Genomic DNA, 26,031 nt, shown 5'->3' with positions numbered 1-26,031 from the left:
TATGAAACGTATTTACCGATTAAGTGTATTGCTTGTTTGCTGCGGATTTGCTGTAGCTTGCAATCAGAATGCAGAGGCTCAGACCGACACCGAAGCGGTGCAAGAAGAGACCGCTACCGAAGTGGAGCAAGAACCAACTGATCCTAAGGATACCGAGCAGTGGGAGCCTGTACCGGCAGAGATTGACCCTGTTGGAAACAACGGAGTGCCATCTGATGCCATTGTGCTTTTTGATGGTTCAAATCTAGACAGTTGGGAGTCTGCCAAAGATGGTTCAGCAGCCCAATGGATTCTCAATGGCGATGGCAGCATGACCGTTAAGGATAAGACCGGTGACATTCAGACCAAACAGTCCTTTGGAAGCGTACAGTTGCACCTAGAATGGCGTTCTAACCCAGACAATACCGCTGAGGGGCAAGCCCGTTCTAATTCGGGAGTATTCTTGCAAAATCGTTACGAGGTTCAGGTGCTGGATAACAATGACAATCCCACTTACGTGAACGGACAAGCAGGGTCCATTTACAAGCAATCTCCACCGCTCGTTAAAGCGGCTGTTCCGACTGGAGAATGGAACACTTATGACATCATTTTTAGAGCTCCAGAATTTGACGCTGACGGTAAAAAGACCAAATCGGCAACCATTACCGTCCTGCATAATGGAGTTTTAATTCAAGATCATTTTGAGATCCAAGGAACTACAGAATACATTGGTTGGCCAAAGAATGACGCTCATGGCAAAGCCCCAATAAAACTGCAGGATCACCAAGATATGAGCGGAGTGAGTTACCGCAATATTTGGGTGCGCGAATTGGATTAATTCCACCTTAAAACACAAAATATAAAAGCCTAAAATTTTGAAAAATTTTGGGCTTTTTTTGGATTTGTCAATTTTGTGTCGCAATATTTGTGCTCATAAAGTTCAAACACTTATTGAAATGTTATCAAGAAAGGTGGAGGGATTAGACCCTGTGAAACCTTAGCAACCCTTTGTCACTTTTATGCAAAGAAGGTGCTAAATTCTACCGATTTATTTTGGATAGATAACTCAAGACCCAGTTCCCGTTCCGGGAATTGGCGATCAATTTCTTTATAACATTTTTCTGTAAGTACGCTTTTTTAAAGCGCATTTGACTTTTGGATTAATTCAGTTTAACTCGAAAAGAAAGAAAAATGAGTACATCAAAATTTGCGACCGCTGCTTTACATGCCGGTCATGACACAACGAATCACGGAGGAACCAGAGCCGTGCCCATTTACCAATCTACCAGTTACGTTTTTGACAACAGTGACCATGCAGCCAACTTGTTCAACTTGAGCGAGACCGGTTACATCTACACCCGAATCAACAACCCAACCTGTGATATTCTGGAGCAGCGTTTAGCGGCTTTAGAAGGTGGTATCGCTGCGGTAACTACTGCCTCAGGTACCGCGGCAATTGCCACCACCTTGCAAACGCTTTTGCGTGCAGGAGATCACATTGTAGCTTCCAACAGTCTGTATGGTGGGACCTTCAATTTACTAAACGTTACCTTGCCTCGATTGGGAATCACTACCACTTTTGTGGACCCGTCGGAGCCAGAAAGTTTTACTGCAGCGGTACAAGAAAATACCCGAGCGATCTTCATTGAGTCTTTGGGTAATCCCAAGCTAGATGTTTTGGACATTGAAAAGATCGCTGATCAAGCCAAAGCTGCCAAGGTACCGCTCATAGTAGACAATACAGTTGCGACACCCTATTTGCTGAATCCAATTGCTCATGGAGCAAACATTGTGATCCACTCTTTGACCAAGTATATCAACGGTAACGGAACCGCTCTTGGAGGCGTAGTTGTTGACGCGGGAACCTTTGATTGGACCAATGGGAAATTCCCAGAATTTACAGAGCCATCTCCAGGTTATCACGGTTTGGTTTATGCGGAGGTGCTCAAAGAGGCATCCTTTATTGCCAAGCTGAGAATAGAAGGCTTGCGCGATTTCGGCGCGGCTTTGAGTCCATTCAACGCTTTCCAGATCTTGCAAGGCTTGGAAACACTGGAGATCAGAGTCAAGAAGCATTCATCCAATGCTTTGGCACTCGCCAAATGGCTTCAAAGCCAAGAAGAAGTGGCGTGGGTGAATTATCCTGGACTTGAAGAAAGTGACTATTACGCCTTAGGTCAAAAGTATTTGCCAGAAGGGCAGAGCGGTATTGTGACCTTTGGGCTTAAAGGCGGATATGAAGCTGCAAAGAAAGCGGTAGATGCTACAAAGATCTTTTCACTTTTGGCCAATATTGGAGATACCAAATCCTTGATCATTCATCCGGCGAGTACTACCCATCAGCAACTGTCTGAAGCAGAACAACAATCCACTGGTGTGAGCCAGGATCTGATCCGACTCTCTGTGGGCCTAGAAAATGTGGACGATCTCATTGGAGATCTAACACAAGCGTTTGCTCAGGTTCACAGTCCGCAGCCAGCCGCGACCCTTTAAAATTTTTGTTTGAATTATTAGTGTTTAATGTTAGGTGAACTCCGGCGATTAAGTCGTCGTCGGAGTTCCATTTTACAGTCATGAGTAAACTAAAAAAGATTCAATTGCGTCATGCGCGCAAAACTGAGGATGCCGCCTTTGATTTTATAAGCTACCAACAGTTTGGACAACCCTTGCATACGGCTCCAGTGGTAGTGGTGCTTCACGCTTTGACGGGTAACTCTCAAGTGAGTGGACCCGAAGGTTGGTGGAACGGTTTTATTGGGGATCAAAAAGGAATTGACACCTCAAAATTCACGGTATTGGCTTTTAATATTCCTGGAAACGGATATGATGACCAATTGATAGATAACCCCTATGCCTATCGACTTAAGAACGTTGCTGCATGGGTCTTAGAGGCTTTGGACAGCTTGGAGTTGCAAGAGGTCTACGCTTTGATCGGAGGTTCTTTAGGCGGGTGTTTGGCTTGGCAGATTGTAGCCTTACGCCCAGATTACGTCAAGCATTTGATCCCTGTAGCCGCGCATTGGAAAGCCAGTCCTTGGGTAGTAGCTCAGGGCATGGTTCAAGACAGGATTTTGTCAAATTCCAAAGATCCTATCGCAGATGCCAGAGCTCATGCCATGACCTTTTACAGAAACCCGAATGCTTTTGCGGTCAAATTCAAGAGTGATGAGGCGTCAGTAGCAGCTGCACGAGTATATGACTGGTTGAGCTATCACGGGAAGGCTTTGGAGCATCGCTTTGCGCTATCGGCCTATAAATTCATGAATTGGTTGCTGACCACTCATGATATAACGGCAGCAGGAGCATCCTTGGAGCAAATTTTAAAGGCTTTTACGGGAAACTTGCATTTGGTTGGGATTCAGGACGATTTACTCTACGCCCAGCGAGACATTAAACAAACCTTTTGGGTTGCTCGAGAATTGGGTATCCCAGTACATCATCACACCTTGATCTCGGATCAAGGACACGACGCATTTTTAATAGAACAGGAACAGCTCAGTGGATTGTTGTCTTCTGTATTTGCGTCCGCATCTTTAAAAGAAAACAGTTATGAGCTTAGTTAATGCCCCCGAAAATATATTGATCCCGACGGCAAAGATCGATTTGGATAATATCAGAAATAAACAAATGCATCTATTCATTATAGGACACGGTCAAGTGGGGAGTTTGTTGATCGATCAATTGATCGCCGAACGTGAGAACCTTAAAAAAAGAAGACGTATTGACCTGTCTGTTGTAGCGGTTGCAAATTCTACAACCGTGATCTTTGACAAGCAAGGATTAGAGGCCAATTGGCGCGAGCGCAAAGAAGCTGAAGGAAAAACCTATACCATTCCAAAGTTGATTCAAAAAGCGCACAATCACGGGCTTTACAATACGGTGATGGTAGACAATACCGCTAGCCCAAGCTTTGTGTTGAATTATCTTCCGTTTATAGAAGCTGGGTTCTCTTTAGTTTCTTCAAATAAAGTGGCCAATACTTTGGGGATGGATTTTTATACCTCTTTGAGAGAACGCTTGGCGAAACGCCAGCAGGATTATCTTTATGAAACCAATGTCGGTGCCGGATTACCGCTAATAGATACCATAAAAGTACTCCATCTTTCTGGGGAGAATATCACAAGAATTCGAGGCGTTTTCTCCGGCTCGCTTAGCTATATTTTTAATCGATTTAGCGAAGAACGAGTCCCCTTTGACAAAGTACTTCAGGCTGCAATAGATCAAGGCTATACAGAACCTGACCCGAGAGAGGATCTCTGCGGAAACGATGTAGCGCGAAAACTATTGATCTTGGCTAGAGAACTAGCACTTCATTGCGAGTTTGAAGAAGTTGCGGTTGAAAATTTGATTCCGGTGCATCTGCGCGATATAGATACCGAGCAGTTCTTGTCAAAACTCAAAGCGCTGAACGCTCACTTTGTAGGTGTGAAATCTTGCTGTGCTCCAGATGAGGTGTTGCGATATGTAGCAACTTTAGAAGGTGATCTCGCCGATGATTACGGAGCGCAAATGCACGTGCGCCTAGAGGCAGTGCCTAAGCAGAGCATGTTGGGACAACTTTCGGGTAGTGATTCGATATTTGAGATCTACACGGAGAGTTATGGCGAACACCCAATTGTGATCCAAGGAGCTGGAGCAGGGCCTAAGGTAACTGCCCGCGGGGTCTTTGGTGATATTCTGCGTATAAGCGAACGAGTTTCTGCGTAACTTTGTTCTTAAATCTAATGGTATGCAAGTAACTCTTCAACGCAAGAACGACGACTATTTGTTTCACGGAATTGGAAAAGCTGGAGTGGCAATTCCAATAGATAATACTTCTGAGGACAATGCCCAAGGAGCGAGTCCAATGGAATTGTTGCTCATGGGCGTTGGTGCCTGTAGCGCTATTGATGTGGTTGCTATTCTGAAAAAGCAGCGCCAACAGATCGATGATTACTCTATGGAAGTCAACGGTACCCGTCATGAGGTTGAAGGGGCAAAACCCTTCAAGGCTATGGAAGTGGTTATTAAGCTCGAAGGGCCTATTGATCCAGCAAAAGCTTTGCGTGCTGCCGAACTGAGTTTTACCAAATACTGTTCAGTTTCTTTGACTTTTGAGCCACAAGTGCCTGTGAGTTATCGGGTTGAGCTCAATGGGAGTCCAATTCAATAATAAAATTTACCTTTGAGAGTAGAAGATGCTCTCTAGAAAAACTAAATACGGACTCAAGGCGTTGGCTTTTTTGGCCAAATGGCAGGATGATACTCCTGTTCAGATCTCTGTAATTTCAGAGTCTGAGAATATTTCTCAAAAGTTTTTGGAGAGTATTTTACTTACCCTACGCAAAGCGGGATTTTTGAGTTCCAAGAAGGGAAAGGGCGGCGGCTATTATTTGCTGAAAGATGCGAGCGAGATCAAAATTGCCAGTGTATATCGAATTTTGGAAGGCCCAATTGCCATGGTTCCTTGTGTGAGCCTGAACTTCTACGAAAAGTGTGACGATTGCCCGGATGAAGACGCTTGTAGCGTACACCGACTCATGATCCAGGTTAGAGACAACACACTTTCCATTTTAGAAAATACCACCTTAGCAGATCTTATTGCAGAAGAATCCGTGTAAGATTTTTTATTCTCGCAAATAGGTTTAATTTTGTAAACTCTACTAATCCGATAGGGTAATTATATTTATGAGTTTGATCACACCAGATAAGCTGGCTTTATTCAATCAGAATCTATTGCACGAATCTCCAGAAGTCATTGTTGACTTTGTTTTGGAATTAAGTGAGAAGCCTTTAATCACCACGAGTTTCGGAAAGTATTCAGAATTACTTTTACATCAGGTCTTAAAAATCAAACCTGAAACTCCTGTGCTGTGGGCAGATACTGGTTATAACTCTATAAATACCTATGCTCACGCACATTTTTTGGACGAGAAGTACCGATTGAATCTTTACACTGCTCGGCCACAATTCACCCGAGCACATAGCGAATACCTTTGGGGTGCTCCTGGATTGGAAAACCCAAACCATTTAAAATTGACCGAAGTTCTAAAGCTAGATCCTATCAATAAAGCATTTGAGGAACTTAAGCCTGATCTGTGGTTTACCAATATCCGCAAAGGGCAAACACAGTTTCGTGATGGTTTGGACATTTTGAGTTTGAGTCCGCAGGGAATATTGAAGGTAAGTCCATTTTTTCACTGGAGTGATGCTGCGTTAGAAGCCTATGCACAGGAGCAGGGCCTGAAACTCAATCTCGATTATCACGATCCCATTAAAGCCTTGTCTAAAAGAGAATGTGGAATTCACTTTTCAAATTAATGCGTCCTGTTGTATTTTTAACAGGTGAAAGCAATTCCTAGCAAACAAGACCTTCAGGCAGCTGTAGACACAGTGAAGCCTATTGTGCATCGTACCGCGGTACTCCAATCGCGCATGCTCAATGATATCTCCGGAGCTGATATCTATTTTAAATGTGAGAACTTCCAACGCATGGGTGCCTTTAAAATGCGTGGGGCGGTTAACGCCATTGCACAGCTGACGCAGGCCGAGCGTGCCAAAGGGGTAGTCACTCATTCCAGTGGGAACTTTGCGCAGGCAGTTTCCTTGGCTGCTGCAGAGTTGGGAGTGCCTGCATATATTGTCATGCCAAGTTCTGCTCCAGAGGTTAAAAAGACTGCTGTGTTAGGTTATGGTGGGCAAGTATTTATTTCTGAGCCCACTTTGGAAGCACGAGAAGCCATGGCTTCAAAGATTCAAACCGAGACAGGAGCTACCTTTCTACATCCGTCTAATGACATTCCCGTGATTCTAGGACAAGGTACTGCGGCGGTTGAACTTTTAGAGGATCATCCGGACTTGGAAGTTTTAATCACGCCTGTTGGCGGGGGAGGACTTTTGGCCGGAACCGCATTGGCTGGACACTATTTTGGTTCCTACTGTAAAGTTTTCGCTGGTGAGCCGATGAATGTGGACGATGCCTATCGTTCCCTCAGAAGTGGAAAAATAGAAACCAATGAATCCACCAATACGGTAGCCGATGGACTCCGAACACAATTGGGAGACAATAACTTCCCGATCATTCAAGAGCTGGTTACCGATATCATTCGTGTGGAAGAAGAAGAGATCATAGCAGCGATGCGCCTTATTTGGGAGCGGATGAAGATCATCATTGAGCCCTCTTGTGCTGTGCCTTTTGCAGCAGTTTTAAAAGAGCCGCAGCTCTTTGCTGGGAAGAAGATTGGAATAGTACTTTCTGGCGGAAATGTGGATCTGGGCAATCTCCCTTTTTAATCTGCATGGATTTTAGTTACTTTTAAGCCCATGAAGAAGTGGCTTGCTGTCTTTATTTGCTGTTTGACTTTTGCGTTATATGGGCAAAACACCACTGACGACTCTGTATTTTTAGAGGCGAATTATTTCTACGGCAGTATTGTAGAACACAATAAAGACGTAGCGCATTTGATCACGGGGCATCCAGAAGGGATTATTTTAAGTTACAACAAACGCAGTTTTGGTGAAAAGCCTTGGCAAGCGCTTTACAATTATCCCGATTTTGGATTTTCCTTCATTTATCAAGACCCTAAAGAGCCTGCATTGGGTCAGACCTATGGTTTGTATGCCCATTACTCCTTTTACTTTATTAAACGCATGTTTCGATTCAAGATCGGACAGGGAATAGCTTATGCTACCAACCCTTTTGATCTGGAAACCAACTTCAAGAATAATGCCTATGGTTCGCGTTTGTTGAGTTCCACTTTTGTACAAAGCGATTTTATGCTACCCAGATTGTACAAAGGATTAGGTTTACACATTGGGGGATCGTTAGTGCATTACTCCAACGCCAATTTTAGAGCGCCTAATACAAGTACCAATACCTTGGCAGTGCATTTAGGTTTGAATTACGATTTGGATTACACTACTGATTTTGAATATCAGAATCAAGAGTTGACCAATCAATACAAAGAGCCTTGGCACTTCAATGCTGTACTGCGCTTTGGGCTTAATGAAAGTGATTATGTCAGTCTTGGACAACATCCTTTTCTGGTGGTTTCTGCTTTTGCAGACAAACGCTTGAACCGACGCAGTTCTATACTCGGTGGAGTGGACTTTTTTATGTCGCGTTTCTTGAAAGAAGAAATTGAGTACAGAGCTATAGCTTTTCCACGAGAAGGCATTGCAGGTGATGAAGACTGGAAGCGCGCAGGAGTATTTGTGGGGCACGAGCTGCATTTTGGGCAATTGTCTTTCCTAACGCATGTGGGTTACTATTTTTACTACCCCTACGATTTTGAAGGTCAGTTTTACCAACGTGTCGGCTTAAAACATAAGATCAATGAACATTTTCACGGCTCCTTGGCTTTAAAACTCCACGGGGCTAAAGCAGAAGCCTTGGCTTTTGGAATAGGATATCGATTCAACTAATATGAAACAACTCACGCTTCTCATAATTTCCGTTTCGCTCCTGCTCGGTTGCAGCAGCAGTGATGCTCCTGATTGTATTCAGGCGGCAGGAGACTTGGTGACCAAAGAGTTTACGCTATCAGACTTCCAACGCATTCGCATTGAAGATGGCGTTCGCCTGGTGATCCGTCAAGCAGATACCTATCAGGTGGTCTTGGAAAGCGGAGAGTTCATTATTGACGATATCAGCGTACGCAAAGAAGATGATCTTTTGGTGGTTGCCAATGACAACCGCTGCAATTTTGTTAGAGAATACGGTTTGACGACTGTTTATGTAGACGCGCCTAATATTACGCAGATCAGAAACAGTTCTCGTTTTGAGGTGCGTGGTGAAGGCGTATTGCAATACCCAAGTCTTACTTTGCTCAGCAATACCTCTGGAGAAGGCAGTTCGGGCAGAAAGAGCGGAGATTTCTTTTTAGATCTTCAAGTGAATAATTTGAGAATTAATGCCAATGGCATTAGTGTGTTTTATATTTCTGGAAGCGCAAATAACGCCTTTGTACAGTTCAGTGATGAACAGCCACGGCTGGAAGGACGTGATCTCCTTATCCAAGACCTAGAGATTGTTCAGGTAAGTGCAAATAAAATGATCGTAAATCCGCAGCAAAGCATTATCGGTGTCATACGAGGTACCGGTGATGTGATTTCTGTAAATACACCCCCGCTTGTTGAGGTTGAAGAGCTTTTTACAGGTACCCTAATTTTTGAAGACTAAAACCAAGCAGCAATCCACTTGCGTATACTTAATATGAACCCGCGATTTCTTCTCTTTTTCTTTTTGATTCTCCTTGTGGGTGTCAATGAAAGCTCAGCGCAAGAACAAGAGGAGCAAAAACCCTTCTCGCTCCAGCTGGATTACTTCTACGGAACCATCATGGAGCACAACCCAGATCTGAGTCATTTGATCACGGATCATCCGGAGGGTTTTGTTTTGAGTTATAATAGAAAGACTTATGGTTTTAATGCCTGGGAGCGCCGATATAATTATCCGGATTGGGGATTCACTTTTACCTACCAAAATTTTAAGAATCAAGCCTTAGGTGAGAATTATGGCTTGTACGGTCACTTCAATTTCTACTTTTTAAAGCGCTCTTTAGTGCTTCGGATCGGACAGGGAATTGCCTATGCCAGTAATCCTTATGATCGGGATGAGAATTTCCTCAATAATGCCTATGGAACGCATTTATTGAGCACAACCATGCTCAAATTTGATTATGTAAAAGAGCGACTTTGGCGCGGTTTGGGTCTTCAGGCTGGTTTTACAGTGATTCACTATTCCAACGCCAATTTAAAGGCGCCTAACAACAGCACCAATACCTTTGCCTTTAGCGCAGGGTTGAATTATCAGTTTGATCACGATAATTTTCCTGAGTATGTTCCCTTTGAAGGCAAAACACCCTATAGCGAGCCGGTGCATTTCAATTTGGTACTAAGAGGTGGCGTGAATGAAAGCGATATTGTGGGCCAAGGGCAGTTTCCCTTTTATGTGGTCTCTGCTTTTGCAGACAAACGGATCAATCACAAATCAACGCTTCAAGCGGGAGTTGATCTGTTCTTTGCTGAGTTTCTAAAAGAGTTGATCTATTTCCGTTCTGTAGCCTTTCCTGAAGAAAATGTTACGGGTGATGAAGACTGGAAGCGCGTGGGTATTTTTATCGGTCATGAATTGCGATTTAACAGAGTGGCCTTCGTGTCGCAATTGGGTTATTACGTGTATTATCCCTTTGATTTTGAAGGGCAATTGTACAATCGTCTGGGCTTAAAAAGGTACTTTGGTAAGAACGACAGGGTCTTTGCGGGTGTCACCGTTAAGGCTCATGGAGCTAAAGCAGAAGCCGTGGAATTTGCGGTGGGAATCAGATTTAATAAACTGTAAGATGAGAATTTGGACTTTACTTCTTCTGTTGACGCTACTGTCTTGTGACAGCGAAAATGCTTTTGATTGCTTCCAGACAAACGGAGACCGAATAGAGGTGAATTACGAGGTCGAGGCCTTTGACCGCATTCGCGTTCGGGAGCGTATTGAACTTGTACTCAAGCAGGGCGATCGTCATGAAGTGCGTATAGTTGCTGGCTCTAATCTTCTGCCAGACATCTCTGCTATAGTAGAGGATGGTGAGCTTATTTTGCGAGATGCGAACGCCTGTAATTTAACTCGAGATTACCAACCTACAATTGCCTATGTGACCAGTCCTAATATCACGGTTGTCAGCAATCAATCGGGGCGCACCGTGCGCAGCGATGGAGTTCTGCACTACCCTGAGCTCAGCTTAAAGTCAGAAGATTTTACAGAGAATGATCGTATCAATGTCGATGGGGATTTTGATATGGATCTTCAGGTCGAGGATCTTAGGATCTTGACCAACAATCTGTCTAATTTCTTTTTAAGAGGAAGTGCGACAAATGCTTACATTCAAATATTTAGTGGTGATTGTCGTATTGAAGCGCAAGAGCTCATTGTACAGCATCTGGAAGTTTTCCACCGTGGAACAAATCAAGTGTTTGTAAATCCGCAGCAGGAGATCAGCGGAGAGATTCGCAGCGTAGGAGACGTAATTTGCTCCAATACGCCACCCATCATTGAGGTAACTGAATACTATACGGGTCGCCTTATTTTCCTGGATTAGTCAGCTCTCTGAATAAGCTTTCTAAATTCTTGTTCTTCTGATTGAGCTGTAGGATCTTTAAACCGTTATCATGAGCAAAATCAAAAACGGTAGAACGCATGTCTTCCTTGGTGTTAAAATGGATCAGGTAGGTGAATTCATGAACATTCTCCACCTTACTGACTTTAGGCAAACGGCTTAGGGCAACTTCTTCAACTCTAAAATCAAAGGCTACTTCTACGATCTGCTCTTGATCGCCTTTGAGCTCGCTGAGTTTATGATCGGCAACGATCTGTCCTTTGTCAATTACTATAACTCGATCGCAAAGCGCTTCAACTTCCTGCATGATGTGCGTGGAGAGAAAGATGGTCTTGGATCTGGCTGCATTTCTAATGAGCTCCCTAATCTCTAAAATTTGATTGGGATCTAAACCTGTGGTGGGTTCATCAAGGATCAAAACTTCAGGGTCGTGTAGTAGTGCTGCTGCTAGGCCCACACGCTGACGATAACCCTTACTTAAGCTTCCAATGCGCTTGTGAGCTTCCGGGCTGAGGCCGGTCTGTTCAATGACTTCTGCGATTCTAGTTTTGGGACTTTTATGTAATTGCGCGTGTTGGGTCAAATATTCCTTTACATACATTTCCAAGTAAAGCGGATTGTGCTCCGGCAAATAACCTACACTGCTGCGAACCGCCATGGGATTGTCTAAAACAGCTTCTCCGTTGACTGTCGCGCTGCCTGAACTGGGCTCCAGATAAGTAGTGAGAATTTTCATCAAGGTGGATTTTCCCGCACCATTTGGCCCTAAGAACCCCACGATCTCGCCCTTTTCCACAGAAAAACTTACCCCATCCAGGGCTTTTTGGGTACCGTAGAACTTAGTAAGATCAGTGACTGCTATTGACATATTAATCGTTTGTGTAAAGCTAGGAATTATAAAAATCTCAAAAAAATTTTGCTGCATAGTAAGCATTAGCTACTTTAGCACTTTAATAACAGAAAATGAACAACTTTAGTACTTTTTATAACTATTGGTTTTTTTATTTCCGAAAGGAGATCGGGTAACCTATGTAGTTAACTAAAGTGAAACACATATAAATCCCGAGCTCGTCTCGGGATTTTTTTTTGATATGAACGAAGAAACTAAAACGGTACAAGATTCCATAACCCATCCGGGAGCAAAGATTGCTATCCAGGGCGTTCGTGGTTCAAACCACCATTTGGCGGCAACACAATGGGCTGGTCCTGAGGCTAGCGTTGTTGAGTGTGAAACCTTTGACGGCTTGATCGCTAAACTTGTCGCAGGAGAAGTAGATTTTGGGATCATGGCCGTAGAAAATTCTACCGCTGGGTCCATTCTGCCAAATTACGCTTTGATAGATAGTAATGACCTTCATGTATGCGGGGAACACTATTTGAATATCAGTCATAATCTTATGGCGCTAGCCGGGCAAGAGCTCAGTGAAATCAAGGAGGTTCATTCTCACTATATGGCCTTGTTACAGTGTAAAGCTTTTTTTAGTGAGCATCCGCATATCAAATTGGTAGAAGCTTCAGATACTGCATTAGCTGCAAAAGAGATCGCCGAGGGGCAATTGAAAGGAATTGCTGCCTTAGCGCCAGAAATCGCAGCTTCTCTCTACGGTTTGGATGTATTGGCTGCAGATGTGCAGTCTATTTCAAAAAATGCCACACGTTTTGTGATGGTAAGTAAAACTAAAGTACAAGAACCTGGCGTGGCCATTAATAAGGCTTCCTTAAAATTTGAATTGGATCACAAACGCGGAAGCTTGGCAACGGCCCTTAACGTGATGAGTGACTGTAATTTGAGTTTGACCAAGATTCAATCCCTTCCCATAATTGAGACGCCTTGGCGCTATTCTTTTTTTGTTGATGTGGTTTTTGAAAGTCTGGCTGATTTTGAAAAAGCAACAGCCATGTTAGGAATTATGGCCAAACATTTTAAGGTTTTGGGTACGTATAACGACAAGAAGATTAACTTATGATAACTGCAAGTCGTTTAGGACAAACAAAAGAATACTACTTCTCCCGAAAATTGAGAGAAGTACGCCAGCGTATGGCAGATGGACGCCCCGTGATCAATCTGGGGATCGGTTCTCCAGACCTGCCGCCGGCGCCAGAGGTCACTGCTGCTTTACAAGATGCTTTGGCACACCCCAAGGCGCATCAATACCAAAGCTACCAAGGGATACCAGAATTACGAGAGGCCATTGCGAATTTTTACGAGGCGCATTATAAGGTTGCTTTGAATGCCGAGACTGAAGTATTGCCTTTAATGGGTTCAAAAGAAGGGATCATGCACATTTCCATGGCCTTTTTAAACCCAGGTGATCAGGTTCTAATCCCAAATCCGGGTTACCCGACTTACGCTGCTGTGGCGCGTTTGGTGGAGGCCGATATTCGCACCTATGATCTAAATGCAGATCAAAACTGGTTACCGGACCTGGACGCTTTAGCGCAAACAGATCTGAGCAAGGTAAAGATCATGTGGGTCAACTACCCGCATATGCCAACTGGAGCCACAGCAACTAAAGACTTTTTTGTTAAACTCATTGCCTTTGCCAAAGCGCATCAGATCTTGATTGTCAATGACAATCCATACAGTTTCATTCTCAATGATACGCCTGTATCACTTTTAGAGATTCCAGACGCTAAGGAGGTAGTTTTGGAACTGAACTCTTTGAGTAAAACCTTTAATATGGCTGGTTGGCGCGTGGGTATGCTTTGTGGTAATGCGGAGTTTATTCAGGCTGTTCTCAAAGTAAAAAGTAATATGGACAGCGGCATGTTTTACGGCTTACAAAAAGGGGCAATTGCTGCTTTGGGCATGGATAAAAACTGGTTTGAACAGCTTAATGGGACCTATGCCCGACGCCGCGAATGGGCTTGGAAGATCGCCAATGCTCTGGGTGGAGATTTTAGTGACAATCAACAAGGACTCTTTGTTTGGGTGAAGTTGCCAGAGGGAGCATCTGCAGAAGCCGTTGCAGATCGCCTTTTAGAAGAGGTAGATCTGTTCATCACCCCAGGAACTGTCTTTGGAACGGCCGGAGAAGGCTATATAAGAATTTCGCTTTGCGTATCGCTAACTGATTTGGAGGCGGCGCATCGCAGAATCATCGACAAAAACATTCAATTATGAATCGGGTAGTAATTATAGGACTCGGGCTCATTGGAGGCTCTTTGGCCATTGACCTCAGACGGCTTTACCCTAAGGTATTGCTGCAAGGTATGGACCAAAACCCGGATCATTTAGAACAAGCTCAGGATCTAGGATTGGTAGATTCAGAAGCTACAGAAAAAGATCTGGCCAAGGCAGACCTTGTGGTATTAGCCATTCCTGTTCATTCTACTGCTCAACTGTTAGGAGGCATATTAGATCAGGTTGGGGATCAAACCTTAGTAGCCGATATGGGCTCTACCAAAGCCGTGATCTGCTCCGCAGTAAAATCACATCCAAAGCGCAGGAATTATTTGGCGATGCACCCTATTGCAGGTACGGAATATTCAGGCCCTAAAGCAGCTATTTCTGGCTTGTTTGAAGGCAAGACCAACATCATCTGTGAGGTAGAAAAAACAAGCTTGACCCTGCAAGAGAAAGGACAAGAACTCTGCAGAGAGTTGGGGATGCGTATTCGCTATATGGATCCAGAAGCTCATGACAAGCATTTGGCCTATGTGTCACATTTGTCACACGTGAGTTCCTTCATGTTGGGCAAAACGGTTATGGACATTGAGCAGAACGAACGCGATATTTTTGACTTAGCTGGCAGTGGATTTGAATCTACGGTGCGATTGGCCAAAAGTAGCCCCAATATGTGGGCGCCGATCTTTTCGGTGAATCGCGATCATTTGTTAGACAGTCTCAATGCTTATATAGAAAACTTAGAAGCTTTTAAAGCTTTGCTGGAACGTGACGACGAACCTGCTATGCATCAGGAAATGTCTGCGATCAATAGTATCAAACATATATTAAACGGAATCAAGAAGAATTAAATAAGACTATGGAAAATAAAAAAGAACTCAGAAACTGGTTAGACGCCTTTGGTTTGGATCACCCTTTAGTGATCGCAGGGCCTTGTAGCGCAGAGACCGAAGATCAAGTACTCAAGATAGCTCATGAACTCAAAGACAGTGATGTAAGTGTGTTGCGTGCAGGGATCTGGAAGCCCAGAACCCGTCCTGGAAACTTTGAAGGAGTAGGAGCTTTAGGTTTAAAATGGTTGCAAAAGGCCAAGCAGGAAACGGGTCTGTTGACCACTACAGAGGTGGCTAACGCCAATCACGTGGATCTAGCATTACAGCATGATGTGGATATTCTTTGGATCGGTGCCCGTACCACGGTGTCTCCATTTATTGTTCAAGAGATTGCAGATGCCTTGAAAGGTACTGACAAAACGGTATTGATTAAAAACCCAGTGAACCCGGATCTTTCCTTGTGGTTGGGGGCTGTGGAGCGTTTCCACACAGCAGACATTGCAAATTTGGGGGTGATCCACCGCGGATTCTCTACCTATGAAAAGACCCGTTACAGAAACAATCCAGAATGGCAAATTGCAGTGGATCTGCAGAACCGTTTCCCAGATCTGCCATTGATTTTGGATCCGTCTCACATTGCCGGGCGCAGAGACATCATTTTTGATCTGTGTCAAATGGCCTTGGACCTTAACTACGACGGACTCATGGTAGAGACCCATTACGATCCAGACAACGCTTGGAGTGATGCCAAACAGCAGATCACACCAGACCGTTTGAAAGAGATCATGGTAGAACTCACCATCAGAAAAGAAGAAGGTCAGGAGCAGGAGTTTAAAAACAAACTGAACACCTTGCGTACACAGATTGATGTGATTGACCACCAACTTATTGAGACCTTGGGTAAACGTATGAAGGTTGCTGATGAGATCGGAACCCTTAAAAAAGCAAACAACGTGGCCGTATTGCAGACCAAGCGTTGGAATGAGATTTTGGGTAAAATGATCTTAGAAGGAGAGCAGCACCAACTCAGCGAAGAGTTCATTCTACGCGTGTTCAAAGCGATCCACCAAGAATCGATCAATCACCAAGAAAAGATCTACAAGCAATAAAAAAGCCCGCGCAAAGCGGGCTTCTCATTTAGTTTTGAACAGGGCGTCTAAAGATATATCGGGTGATAAAAATACCCTGACCGTCTTTGTCTCCGGCGTCACTTTCTACTGCTGAGGTAACAAACGCTAGATCCCAGCCCTCTGCGAGCATGGCGTTGATCTTAGATTCAATCACTGCGTCATTGGCTGCAATATTTTGGAATCTTATTCCTCCAATATTATAGAAGTTTAGCAGCTTGGTTTCTTCAAAATCCTTCACGCGGATGTCTTTTCGCTTGGATTTGTTTCTGGTGTTGTCATCGTCTGTTTGCGTTGAGGTGAAATCTTGGTAATCTCGTTGCTCATTGGCTGAGATTAATCTGGATCTACCTAAACCATTGGGAACTATGGACTCGACACTGGTGATCACCTTAACCTCGTATTGCTGTTGCGCGTAGGATTCAAAACTGAGTAAGGTTAAAACTAGGATTAGAATTATATTCTTCATTGTGTAGGTTTAATGTGTGAGGTAAAAATATTACTTATTCTTTCAAACTCCCTATTTTTGTGACACCTATGAAGGGAACAGTCTATAAATCAACCGGCAGCTGGTATACCGTCAAAGATGAGAGCGGTACATTCCACGAATGCCGTATTAAAGGCAAGTTCCGCATCAAAGGGATCAAAAGCACCAATCCGGTAGCGGTAGGTGATCGGGTGGAGTTTGAATTGGAGACCAACGGCGATGAGACCGTGGGGGTGATCAAAAGGATCGATGACCGTGAGAATTACATCATCCGCAAGTCGGTGAATCTTTCCAAGCAAACCCACATCATTGCCAGTAATATTGATCAGGTGTTTTTGCTCATCACTCATGACAATCCGCCCACCTTTACCATTTTTATAGATCGATTTTTGGTCACTGCGGAGGCTTACAGCATTCCGGCTGTTTTACTTTTTAATAAGATGGATACTTATGACATTGAAAAGAAAGCGGAACAGCTCTATTTGATGGATATGTATCGACAGATCGGTTATACCTGTTTAGCCATTAGTGCTAAGACCGGCAAGGGCGTGGATGAAGTAAAAGCCATGATGGAAGGCAAGACCTCCATGTTTGCCGGGCATAGCGGTGTGGGTAAATCTACTTTGGTCAATGCGGTATCTCCGAGCTTGAATCTGGCTACAGCAGCCATCTCAGATCAACACAAGCAAGGGCAGCACACCACTACCTTTGCGCAGATGTTTGATTTGGATTTTGACGCGAGAATCATAGACACTCCAGGAATCAAAGGTTTTGGTATTGTAGATATGGACAAGGACGAGATCAGTGATTATTTCCCGGAATTCTTCGCCCTAAAATCCGAATGTAAATTCAACAACTGTTTGCATTTAGAAGAGCCAAAATGCGCTGTTAAAGAAGCTTTAGAAAACGATGAGATCTCTTGGTCCCGCTATAAAAGTTATGTGACTCTGTTAGAAGAGGAACAAGATCAGTCCTACCGCAAAGACGAGTTTCAACAATCATGAGAGCAGTAATTCAACGCGTAAGTCAGGCCTCAGTTACGGTAGCCGGAGAGCAGATCTCGTCTATTGAAAAAGGGTTGTTGATCCTTTTGGGAATTGAAGCCGAGGACAACCGAGAAGATATTGAGTGGTTGGCTGGAAAAATTGCACGATTGCGCATCTTTGGCGATGATCAGGGCGCTATGAATTTAGCTCTCGGTGACGTAAATGGTGACGCCATCATTGTGAGTCAGTTTACCTTGCACGGATCTACCAAAAAAGGCAATAGGCCTTCCTTTATAAAAGCGGCACATCCCTCCATTGCTGAGCCACTTTATGAGGAATTTATTAGTACATTTGAGAGAATAGTGGGTAAAAAAGTAGGCACTGGGTCTTTTGGAGCCATGATGGACGTGCAACTAACCAATGACGGCCCCGTCACGCTTATTATCGACACTAAAAACAAAGAATAACAACACTAACTAACGCAAAATGATTAAAAGAGTATCCCAAGTAGGATGTATTGTGGTATTGCTTTTTATGAGCTTTGGTCACACTGCATTTGCTCAAGACTACGAATTCAAAAAAGTTTCTAAAGAAGAATTAAGCATGAGTGTGTATCCACAAGATACTGCTGCTCCTGCTGTATATCTTCACAAGTCTAGAAATACCTATTATGAAGATGATGAGGTCAAAGGATGGGTGCTTTATACAGATGTTCATGAGCGCATAAAGATCTTGAATAAGGACGGCTTGGACTATGCCACAAGAAAGATCAATTTGTACATCAAAGGGCGTTTGAAAGAACGTGTAGAAAGCATTAAAGCGTATACTTATAACCTGGAGAACGGCAAGGTAAAGTCAGAAAAACTCAGCAAATCTGGGATCTTTGAAAATATGGAGACCGACAATCGCAAGGAGGTCAGTCTTACCATGCCTGCCGTAAAGGTGGGCTCTGTACTGGAGATCTCCTACCGCATTGTTTCTCCTTTCTTCACGACAATAGACGATGTGGTGATCCAAGAAGATATTCCAACGGCGCACCACTACACAAAAATTCAAATACTGGAGTATTTCCAATTCAGTCGTTTGATCAAAGGGAATTTTAATGCCAACCCTAAAGACTATACCGATACCCGCCGAATTGACTTTACCTATGAGCAGGGCGGAGGCTTGACTTCTACCACGAAAGATGCGGCGGCTATCTTTAAAGAATTCATCTCGGAATATGAATACATGCACGTTCCGGCCTTGAAGGAAGAACGCTATGTAGATAATATTGATAATTACCGATACACGGTGGTTTATGAGCTCAGTAGTACAAAAAGTCAGTCTGGAGTGGTCAAGGAATATTCCAGAAGTTGGGAAGATGTGGTGGCGACCATTTATAAATATGACGGCTTTGGGAAACAGTTGGAACGCACCAATTTCTTTAAAGATGATCTGGCTGGTATCTTAGAAGGATCTAGCGGTTATATGGATCGGATGAACCGTGTCTTTGATTACGTAAAGTCACATATGAATTGGGATAAGCGCTACGGATTGAGCGCGGCCAATGGGATCGCTAAGGCCTACAGAGAAAAAACGGGCAACACGGGAGATATTAATCTGCTGCTTACGGCGATGCTAAAAGAAGCAGGGCTGAATGCCAACCCTGTTTTGGTGAGTACGCGTAGTCACGGGATTCCGGCTTACCCAACTATTGACGGATTCAACTATGTGATTGCCGCCGTTGAGATTGACGGACAACGTTATTTATTGGATGCCACAGAAAAGATGGCTGCGCCTAACGTCTTGCCAAACCGCGTGCTGAATTGGAGCGGAACCATGGTCATGGAGAACGGCCTTTCCATGAGTGTGGATTTGTATCCAAAAACGATCAGCCAAGTGAGTACCATGCTCAATGTGGAGTTGGATGACTTTGGTGATATCAGCGGAAGCGTTCGCGCTAACCGTACTTTGTTGGAGGCATTGGACCAGCGTCGCGCCTTTGAGAATGAAAGTCCGTCTAAAATAGAGGAAGACCTAATGGATGATTACAATCTAGACTTGGTGAGTGATCTTGAACTCAAGAATCTCAATGATACTTCCAAGCCGGTGAGCATGAGTTACAGTTTTGAAAAAGAAGGTGCCGTAGAGATCATTGACGGTGATATCTATTTGAATCCGATGTTCTTTTTGGGGATGTATGAGAATCCATTCAAACTAGACGAGCGCAATTACCCGATCAACTTTGTGCATCCGTATATGCACCGTAAGATCATCAACATCACTTTGCCAGAGGGCTATACGGTTACCAATGTGCCTGAAGCCTTGAATATCTCACTTCCCGACGGTTTGGGGGCGTATACCTTCAATATTGGGCAGTCCAATGGAAAACTCAATGTGGTTTGTTCCATTACCATGAAACAAGCTGTTGTTCCTTCCATGTATTACGAAACGCTCAAAGAGTTTTACGGCCAACGCGTGGCAAAGGAGAGTGAACGAGTAATTATCAGTAAATCATAAGCTATGGATTTGGCACATGCTCAAAAAGCAGTAGATGACTGGATCAACGCCCACGGCGTTCGATACTTTAACGAACTCACCAATATGGCCCAACTCACGGAAGAAGTGGGGGAGGTAGCTCGAATCATTGCGCGGCGTTATGGAGAGCAAAGTGAAAAAGAGTCGGACAAGGAGAAAGACCTTGGCGAAGAGCTCGCAGATGTAGTTTTTGTGGTCTTGTGTTTGGCCAATCAGACAGGAATTGACTTGCAGGCTGCCTTTGACAAAAAGATGGACATCAAAACCAAACGCGATCACGACAGGCATCAGCAAAATCCAAAACTGAAATAACATGATCAAACGAATCTTAAGCGATTCCAAATTTTGGAAATCTGTAGTCTCGCTAGGCACTGCTTTTATTGTGGTATTTGTACTGCTCTTTTGGGGGGTGAACGGTTTTCAGATGTCCTTTTGGGAGGATCGTGACCCCGTGCAATTAGTAGCGGTATGCGTAGCCAGCGGCTTGATCTATGGCTTCTTTGTGACTTATGGAAAATTTTGGGCTAAATACAAACGCGAACAGCAATGAACCTAAAGCTTAGTGCTTCTAATTTGAAATCTGGAGCCCTGAAAATAACAGGCTCCAAAAGTGAATCAAACCGACTGCTCATTCTGCAAGCCCTCTATCCGGATTTGCGCATTGACAATCTGTCTAACAGTGATGATACCGATGTTTTGCAAACGGCTCTGGCCAGTGATGAATCGGTTTTAGATATTCATCACGCGGGCACATCCATGCGTTTCTTAACTACTTATCTTGCCTTAAAACCAGGGTTTGAAGGTGTGCTTACAGGAAGCGAGCGGATGCAACAACGCCCTATTGGGGTTTTGGTAGATGCTTTAAGACAACTTGGAGCTGAGATCTCCTATGAGAAAGAGCAAGGGTATCCGCCTTTGCGGATCAGCGGAGTGAAACCTACTGGAAATCGGGTGCGGATTGCCGCTAATATTTCCAGTCAATATTTGTCTTCTTTATTGCTGACGGGATCCAGTTTGGATTCTGGTTTGATCCTAGAACTAGAAGGTAAGCTCACCTCCGTGCCCTATTTGCAAATGACCTTGACGCTCTTGGAAGCACTTGGAGCAGAAACACGCTTGACCGATGCGGAAGTATATGTTGGGCCCATCACAGCTTTAAAGACCAAAGATTTTACGGTGGAATCTGATTGGAGTTCAGCTTCCTATTTTTATAGTTTGATGGCCTTGGGACAGGCAGATTCAATTAAACTCAGCAGTTACAAACCCGATAGCTTACAAGGCGATTCTGGCCTAGTTAATCTTTTTGAGCCCTTGGGCGTGCAAAGTGCCTTTAATGCTGATGAAGTCAGTTTGACCTTGACTAAATCCGCAGTCGATCTACCACAGATTTACAGCGCAGATCTGGCCGATACGCCTGATCTTGCGCAAACCATTGCGGTCTGTTGCTTTGGGTTGGGTATTGGTTGCGAGCTCTCCGGATTGCACACGCTAAAAATCAAAGAGACCGACCGATTGCAGGCCTTGAAGAACGAACTGGAGAAGTTTGGTGCACAGGTTAATATCACCGATGATCATCTGAGTTTGGCGCCGTCTCAGGGAATCAAATCAGGAGTAAGTGTTGCTACTTATCAGGACCACCGAATGGCCATGGCTTTTGCGCCCTTGGCTTTGAAAACGGATTTGGTTATCGAGGAAGCGGGAGTAGTGTCTAAATCCTATCCAGAATTTTGGGAAGATCTCAAAACCTTGGGTTTTCAGATTGAAAATCAAAGATAAACCGCCATTTACTTGACAACCCCTATGCCGAGGTTGTATATTTGCCCCTTTGTAAACTAAAAAACCCGCTGAAGGCCTATGAAGCTCTCTAACTTTAACTTCGATCTTCCAACCGAATTACTTGCTGAATATCCCTCCGCCAATCGTGATGAGTCGCGTTTGATGGTATTGGATCGCGAGAAGCAAACCATTGAACACCGCATGTTCAAAGATTTGATCGAGTATTTTAATGAAGACGATGTTTTGGTGCTTAACAACACCAAAGTGTTCCCAGCTCGTTTGTTTGGAAATAAGGAGAAGACTGGAGCGCGTATCGAGGTTTTCTTATTGCGTGAACTCAATGCGGAAACCCGTCTTTGGGATGTTTTGGTAGATCCTGCGCGTAAGATTCGTATTGGTAATAAGTTGTACTTCGGAGAGGATGAAAGCCTAGTGGCCGAGGTTATTGACAACACGACTTCAAGAGGGCGTACCCTTCGTTTTCTCTACGACGGTTCTTATGAAGAGTTCCGTATGAAGCTCAACGAACTCGGACAAACTCCACTTCCAAAATACATCAAGCGTGATGTTGAGCCAGAAGATGAAGAGCGTTACCAAACCATCTATGCTAAGAATGAAGGAGCGGTTGCCGCACCGACTGCAGGATTGCACTTTTCAAAGCATTTGATGAAGCGTTTGGAGATCAAAGGTGTTCACTTTAGTGAAGTTACCCTACACGTTGGACTTGGAACTTTCTCTCCAGTAGAAGTGGAAGATTTGAGCAAACACAAAATGGATTCTGAAGAGATCATCATTTCTCCAGAAGCGGCAAAAATGATCAATACAGGGCTTACCAACAAAAAACGTATCTGTGCAGTAGGAACAACGGCCATGAGAACTTTGGAGAGTTCAGTGTCTTCTAACCGAACCCTGAACCCCTATGCCGGTTGGACCAACAAATTCATTTTCCCTCCTTATGAGTTCAGCATTGCCAATGCCATGATCACTAACCTGCACACGCCAAAATCAACCTTATTGATGATGGTTTCTGCCTTTGCTGGTCATGAATTTATCAAAGAAGCTTATGCAGAAGCAGTGAAGGAAAAATATCGTTTCTACTCTTATGGAGACGCCATGTTGATCCTCTAAGAGCGCATATAAAGACTTTTATAAGCCCGTTACCTTAGTGTGACGGGCTTTTTTGTGCCTAAGAAAGGAGGAATTTCTCCAACATCGAGTGTAAAAAAATCGTACATTTAGAGCTTATAACCTATTCTGCCACAGTTATTGACCGTGGCAACTGACTAAAAATGCTTACATGAAAAAAATTACTTTGCTATTTGCACTTCTGCTACTTGGTGTGACTGCTCATGCTCAGGTAACTAATGAAGGAGAACCTGCATCTTGGACGCTCAATACACGTTCTGCCCTAAATCCTGTGGTTTTGGAGGGAATTGACCTCGAAGCCCTTCAAGCAGAAGATGCTGTCAATGACAAACTTTCTGGACGCCCATGGCGTTTCGGTTATGAATATTCAGTAGATCTTGGGTTAGAGACTGCCGGTGTTTGGGATGAGCTTCCTAACGGTGATGGGATCTGGAGATTGAATTTGGTTTCTGAAGGAGCTAAAACGATGAACTTTGTTTTTGATCGTTACGTATTGCCTCCAGGAGCTAAAGTGTATCTCTACAGTGATGATCGCAGCAGCCTTTTGGGAGCGTATACTGACAATCTAAACAATGCTGAGAAAATGCTCGGTACTTGGTTGGTTGATGGAGAGAATATCTGGATCGAGTACTTTGAGCCAAAAGCCGTTCGCGGTCAAGGTGAATTGAACTTGGCCAAAGTAGTTCACGGATACCGTTCTAAAACACAAATGTTCACAGACGGTGTTCAGGCCAAAGGCTTGAATGATTCTGGAAGCTGTAACCACGACGTAGATTGTCCGGTAGGAGCAGACTGGGATCCTTTTAAAGAAGATCTAAAACGCTCTGTTGCGCTACAAGTAATGGGAGGCTTTGTTTGTTCTGGTGCTTTGATCAACAACACCAACAACGATAGAACTCCATACTTTTTGACTGCTAACCACTGTGATGCTGGTAGTCCTGCAACTTGGTCTTTCCGTTTTAACTGGAGAAGTCCAGATCCATCTTGCGGTACTACAACTCCGAGTACTACAAGTGCATTCAATACAACTTCAGGTGCGGTAAACCGCGCTATCAATAGTGAGTCAGACGTTCGTCTGCTAGAACTTAACAATGCCATTCCAGATTCTTGGAACTTAGTATGGGCTGGATGGAATCGCAGTGCTACTGCTATTCCGAACTACTCGGTAGGTATCCACCACCCTAACGGAGATATCATGAAGGTATGTCGTGATAACAACTCACCATCTAAGGCTATTTACAACTTTAACGGTAACCCATCGGCTGAGATGTGGAGAATCAACGGCGTCGGCGGCGGCGGCGGCGGAGGCTGGGAAATCGGTGTTACTGAAGGTGGATCTTCAGGATCTCCTCTCTTTGACCAAAGCGGACTTATCGTGGGTCAATTAGCGGGAGGTACTGCAGCATGTACAGGAACTTCAGACAATAGTGGTTTTGATATCTACGGTCGATTTGACGTGTCTTGGGACTTTGGTTCTTCATCGTCTAACAGCGTTCGTTTCTGGTTGGATCCAGATGGAACAGCTGGTGATACTTTAGAAACACTTTCTACCAATGAATTCCAGTTCGAGACGAATCTTTCGATCTTCCCGAACCCAGCGAATTCACTGATCAATGTGGTTCACTTTGGTAGCAGCTCCTTAGACTACGAGCTTTACACCATCCTAGGACAGGTTGTTAAGCGTGGAAGCTTTGCAGCGGTGAACAACGAGCTGAACGTTTCTGATCTTCAGAATGGAGTTTACTTCCTAAAAATCGTTGATGATGAGAACGCAGCGAGTCTTACTAAAAAGATCATCGTTCGTCATTAATCACAACACGAATAATATTCAAAACCCTTTCTGGAAGCAGAAAGGGTTTTTTTATGGCTAATTGTGGTAATTTTACAGCATGGAATCCAAAAGAAAGGACATACGGGCATTGACTAAAGAGGAACTGCGCGACTTTTTTGTGGGGCAAGGTGATAAAGCCTTCCGCGGCAATCAGGTCTATGAGTGGCTCTGGATCAAAGGAGCGCATGATTTTGAGTCCATGACCAACCTTTCTAAACAGACGCGTGCACTTTTGGATGAGCATTTTGTGATCAATCACATTGCGGTAGATCAGATTCAAAAAAGCGAAGACGGAACCCTCAAAAACGCCGTAGCCTTGCACGACGGTCTCATCGTTGAGTCGGTTTTAATCCCTACAGAGACCAGAACCACGGCCTGTGTGTCTTCTCAGGTAGGTTGTAGTCTGGATTGTGCCTTTTGTGCCACAGCCCAGCTCAAGCGCATGAGAAATTTGAATCCGGATGAGATCTACGATCAAGTCATGGCCATTCACAAGGAAAGTCAACTGTACTACAACAGACCACTATCTAATATTGTCTTTATGGGCATGGGTGAGCCGCTGATGAACTATAACAACGTTCTGGCCGCTGTAGACAAGATCACCAGTAAAGAAGGTCTGGGAATGTCTCCCAAAAGGATCGTGGTGTCTACCTCTGGAGTGCCTAAAATGATCAAAAAGCTGGCGGATGATGAGGTAAAGTTTAACCTCGCCGTATCGCTCCACAGCGCCATTCAAGAGACTCGTGAAAAGATCATGCCTTTTGCCAAGCGTTTTACTTTGGATGATCTTAGAGAATCTTTAGAGTATTGGTATGCAAAGACCAAGCGCAGGATCACTTATGAGTATGTTGTTTGGAAGGACATTAATGATTCCGAAGAAGCTATTGACGCCTTGGTAAAGTTCTGCCAGTATGTTCCGTGCAAGGTCAATATCATTGAATACAATCCCATTGGCGATGATCAGTTCAAACAAGCAGATGACGCTACGCTGGATCGCTACATAAAAAAACTAGAAGCTAAACGCATTCCGGTCACCGTGAGAAGAAGCCGTGGAAAAGACATTGACGCGGCCTGCGGACAACTGGCTAATAAGCATTAGTGTAGCGCGCTTTTCTCGTATCTTTGTAAG

General features: G+C 44.1%; 27 protein-coding genes and 1 riboswitch. Of the genes, 25 read left to right on the top strand and 2 right to left on the bottom strand.

The window, feature by feature from the left end:
* Position 1: 1 nt before the first annotated feature.
* From POW22_RS11770 to POW22_RS11715, 12 genes are all read left to right on the top strand, one after another.
* The gene (locus POW22_RS11770; RefSeq protein ID WP_272832890.1) at positions 2-817 is read left to right on the top strand and encodes a 3-keto-disaccharide hydrolase; all 816 of its coding nucleotides are present in this window, start codon (positions 2-4) and stop codon (positions 815-817) included.
* Positions 818-935: 118 nt separating this feature from the next.
* Positions 936-1,047: riboswitch (SAM riboswitch) on the top strand.
* Positions 1,048-1,170: 123 nt separating this feature from the next.
* Positions 1,171-2,472, top strand: coding sequence for an O-acetylhomoserine aminocarboxypropyltransferase/cysteine synthase family protein (locus tag POW22_RS11765; protein WP_272832889.1), 1,302 nt, complete (start codon positions 1,171-1,173; stop codon positions 2,470-2,472).
* An 80-nt stretch (positions 2,473-2,552) separates the two neighbouring features.
* The gene (locus POW22_RS11760; RefSeq protein WP_272832888.1) at positions 2,553-3,542 is read left to right on the top strand and encodes an alpha/beta fold hydrolase; all 990 of its coding nucleotides are present in this window, start codon (positions 2,553-2,555) and stop codon (positions 3,540-3,542) included.
* A complete protein-coding gene (locus POW22_RS11755; protein ID WP_272832887.1) occupies positions 3,529-4,686 on the top strand; it encodes a homoserine dehydrogenase family protein in 1,158 nt (385 codons plus the stop codon). The genes POW22_RS11760 and POW22_RS11755 overlap by 14 nt, the downstream gene beginning before the upstream one ends.
* Before the next feature lie 22 nt (positions 4,687-4,708).
* A complete protein-coding gene (locus POW22_RS11750) occupies positions 4,709-5,131 on the top strand; it encodes an OsmC family protein (RefSeq protein WP_272832886.1) in 423 nt (140 codons plus the stop codon).
* Positions 5,132-5,156: 25 nt separating this feature from the next.
* Positions 5,157-5,579 (top strand): RrF2 family transcriptional regulator, encoded by a 423-nt coding sequence (locus POW22_RS11745; RefSeq protein WP_272832885.1) that lies wholly within the window; start codon positions 5,157-5,159, stop codon positions 5,577-5,579.
* A gap of 67 nt (positions 5,580-5,646) precedes the next feature.
* Positions 5,647-6,279, top strand: coding sequence for a phosphoadenosine phosphosulfate reductase family protein (locus tag POW22_RS11740; RefSeq protein ID WP_272832884.1), 633 nt, complete (start codon positions 5,647-5,649; stop codon positions 6,277-6,279).
* A gap of 24 nt (positions 6,280-6,303) precedes the next feature.
* Positions 6,304-7,251: a pyridoxal-phosphate dependent enzyme gene (locus POW22_RS11735; protein ID WP_272832883.1), complete on the top strand. Its 948-nt coding sequence runs from the start codon at positions 6,304-6,306 to the stop codon at positions 7,249-7,251.
* A 30-nt stretch (positions 7,252-7,281) separates the two neighbouring features.
* On the top strand, positions 7,282-8,382 hold the full coding sequence (locus tag POW22_RS11730; protein WP_272832882.1) for an acyloxyacyl hydrolase: 1,101 nt from the start codon (positions 7,282-7,284) through the stop codon (positions 8,380-8,382).
* Between the two features lies 1 nt (position 8,383).
* Positions 8,384-9,139, top strand: coding sequence for a head GIN domain-containing protein (locus POW22_RS11725; protein WP_272832881.1), 756 nt, complete (start codon positions 8,384-8,386; stop codon positions 9,137-9,139).
* Positions 9,140-9,172: 33 nt separating this feature from the next.
* On the top strand, positions 9,173-10,300 hold the full coding sequence (locus POW22_RS11720) for an acyloxyacyl hydrolase (protein WP_272832880.1): 1,128 nt from the start codon (positions 9,173-9,175) through the stop codon (positions 10,298-10,300).
* A 1-nt stretch (position 10,301) separates the two neighbouring features.
* A complete protein-coding gene (locus POW22_RS11715) occupies positions 10,302-11,051 on the top strand; it encodes a head GIN domain-containing protein (protein WP_272832879.1) in 750 nt (249 codons plus the stop codon).
* Here the strand turns inward: POW22_RS11715 and gldA are convergent.
* Positions 11,035-11,937: a gliding motility-associated ABC transporter ATP-binding subunit GldA gene (gene gldA, locus POW22_RS11710; RefSeq protein ID WP_272832878.1), complete on the bottom strand. Its 903-nt coding sequence runs from the start codon at positions 11,935-11,937 to the stop codon at positions 11,035-11,037. The genes POW22_RS11715 and gldA overlap by 17 nt on opposite strands.
* Positions 11,938-12,160: 223 nt before the next feature.
* On the opposite strand from gldA, the gene POW22_RS11705 reads away from it, so the two are divergent.
* The 4 genes from POW22_RS11705 to POW22_RS11690 are packed head-to-tail and all read left to right on the top strand — an operon-like array spanning position 12,161 to position 16,138.
* Complete coding sequence (locus tag POW22_RS11705) at positions 12,161-13,036, top strand: prephenate dehydratase (RefSeq protein WP_272832877.1); 876 nt, start codon at positions 12,161-12,163, stop codon at positions 13,034-13,036.
* Entirely contained in the window at positions 13,033-14,193 is a 1,161-nt protein-coding gene (locus tag POW22_RS11700) for a pyridoxal phosphate-dependent aminotransferase (protein WP_272832876.1), read from the top strand. Before POW22_RS11705 ends, POW22_RS11700 begins: the two co-directional genes overlap by 4 nt.
* The gene (locus POW22_RS11695; RefSeq protein WP_272832875.1) at positions 14,190-15,047 is read left to right on the top strand and encodes a prephenate dehydrogenase; all 858 of its coding nucleotides are present in this window, start codon (positions 14,190-14,192) and stop codon (positions 15,045-15,047) included. The genes POW22_RS11700 and POW22_RS11695 overlap by 4 nt, the downstream gene beginning before the upstream one ends.
* Positions 15,048-15,055: 8 nt before the next feature.
* Positions 15,056-16,138 (top strand): bifunctional 3-deoxy-7-phosphoheptulonate synthase/chorismate mutase type II, encoded by a 1,083-nt coding sequence (locus POW22_RS11690; RefSeq protein ID WP_272832874.1) that lies wholly within the window; start codon positions 15,056-15,058, stop codon positions 16,136-16,138.
* 28 nt (positions 16,139-16,166) lie between these two features.
* Here the strand turns inward: POW22_RS11690 and POW22_RS11685 are convergent, their stop codons facing one another.
* Positions 16,167-16,625, bottom strand: a complete 459-nt coding sequence (locus POW22_RS11685) for a hypothetical protein (RefSeq protein ID WP_272832873.1) — start codon at positions 16,623-16,625, stop codon at positions 16,167-16,169.
* Positions 16,626-16,693: 68 nt separating this feature from the next.
* Between POW22_RS11685 and rsgA the strand changes: the two genes are divergently transcribed.
* The 9 genes from rsgA (at position 16,694) to rlmN (ending at position 26,001) form a co-directional block, all read left to right on the top strand.
* Entirely contained in the window at positions 16,694-17,647 is a 954-nt protein-coding gene (gene rsgA, locus POW22_RS11680; RefSeq protein ID WP_272832872.1) for a ribosome small subunit-dependent GTPase A, read from the top strand.
* On the top strand, positions 17,644-18,096 hold the full coding sequence (dtd, locus tag POW22_RS11675) for a D-aminoacyl-tRNA deacylase (RefSeq protein WP_272832871.1): 453 nt from the start codon (positions 17,644-17,646) through the stop codon (positions 18,094-18,096). The genes rsgA and dtd overlap by 4 nt, the downstream gene beginning before the upstream one ends.
* A gap of 19 nt (positions 18,097-18,115) precedes the next feature.
* The gene (locus POW22_RS11670; RefSeq protein ID WP_272832870.1) at positions 18,116-20,131 is read left to right on the top strand and encodes a DUF3857 domain-containing protein; all 2,016 of its coding nucleotides are present in this window, start codon (positions 18,116-18,118) and stop codon (positions 20,129-20,131) included.
* Positions 20,132-20,134: 3 nt separating this feature from the next.
* Positions 20,135-20,461, top strand: coding sequence for a nucleotide pyrophosphohydrolase (locus POW22_RS11665; protein WP_272832869.1), 327 nt, complete (start codon positions 20,135-20,137; stop codon positions 20,459-20,461).
* A gap of 1 nt (position 20,462) precedes the next feature.
* Positions 20,463-20,699 carry a hypothetical protein gene (locus POW22_RS11660; protein ID WP_272832868.1) on the top strand — a complete coding sequence of 79 codons (237 nt, stop codon included), beginning with the start codon at positions 20,463-20,465 and terminating at the stop codon, positions 20,697-20,699.
* Complete coding sequence (locus POW22_RS11655; RefSeq protein WP_272832867.1) at positions 20,696-21,925, top strand: 3-phosphoshikimate 1-carboxyvinyltransferase; 1,230 nt, start codon at positions 20,696-20,698, stop codon at positions 21,923-21,925. Before POW22_RS11660 ends, POW22_RS11655 begins: the two co-directional genes overlap by 4 nt.
* Positions 21,926-22,003: 78 nt before the next feature.
* On the top strand, positions 22,004-23,053 hold the full coding sequence (queA, locus tag POW22_RS11650) for a tRNA preQ1(34) S-adenosylmethionine ribosyltransferase-isomerase QueA (protein ID WP_272832866.1): 1,050 nt from the start codon (positions 22,004-22,006) through the stop codon (positions 23,051-23,053).
* 169 nt (positions 23,054-23,222) lie between these two features.
* Entirely contained in the window at positions 23,223-24,881 is a 1,659-nt protein-coding gene (locus tag POW22_RS11645) for a T9SS type A sorting domain-containing protein (RefSeq protein ID WP_272832865.1), read from the top strand.
* A gap of 79 nt (positions 24,882-24,960) precedes the next feature.
* Positions 24,961-26,001 (top strand): dual-specificity RNA methyltransferase RlmN, encoded by a 1,041-nt coding sequence (rlmN, locus tag POW22_RS11640; RefSeq protein ID WP_272832864.1) that lies wholly within the window; start codon positions 24,961-24,963, stop codon positions 25,999-26,001.
* Positions 26,002-26,031: the final 30 nt, after the last annotated feature.

The organism is Gilvibacter sediminis (assembly GCF_028561565.1).
Lineage (GTDB): Bacteria > Bacteroidota > Bacteroidia > Flavobacteriales > Flavobacteriaceae > Gilvibacter > Gilvibacter sediminis.
Note: the sequence above shows the minus strand (reverse complement) of the source record. Positions and strands in the feature narration are given on the sequence as shown.